The organism is Streptococcus suis (genome assembly GCF_002964045.1).
Lineage (GTDB): Bacteria > Bacillota > Bacilli > Lactobacillales > Streptococcaceae > Streptococcus > Streptococcus suis_U.
In genome coordinates, this window is the sequence record NZ_POPB01000473.1 from 1 (window position 1) to 410 (window position 410).

Here is a 410-nt window from a genome sequence, read left to right on the forward strand (position 1 = left end):
ACTGTTACTGTAGCAGGTCAACAGTTAAGTGTTCAATTGAGTGCTACTCACTTGAAAGATGATGCCGGTAAGGCTGTTGTTGTAACCTTCAAATCTAAGATTCGTGCTAATGTCAACTTGACAGGCTACTTGGAAGAAGGAAGCAACACGATTAAGATTCCAAACACGGCAAGCATCAGTGTTGATCACAAACCTAAGGTTGATTCAAAACCAGTCACAGTAACCCCACCAACTCCAAACAATCCAACAATTGTTAAGGAAGTTAATAAGAAACAACATGAAGATTTGACTAATCGTGAGGATGTGTTTGAGTATACTATTCAAACTCAGGTTCCAACCGATGCGAAAAGCTTCGAAATCACCGATGAACTTGTGGAAGTTCTAGAGTTCGCCGGTGCAGAAGGCAAGGG

At 41.5% G+C, this 410-nt stretch carries 1 protein-coding gene; it reads left to right on the top strand.

Annotation, left to right across the window (positions count from 1 at the left end; genetic code table 11):
* Positions 1 to 410: isopeptide-forming domain-containing fimbrial protein (locus tag C1E99_RS12115; protein WP_153060215.1), on the top strand; the 410-nt coding region annotated here is incomplete at both ends.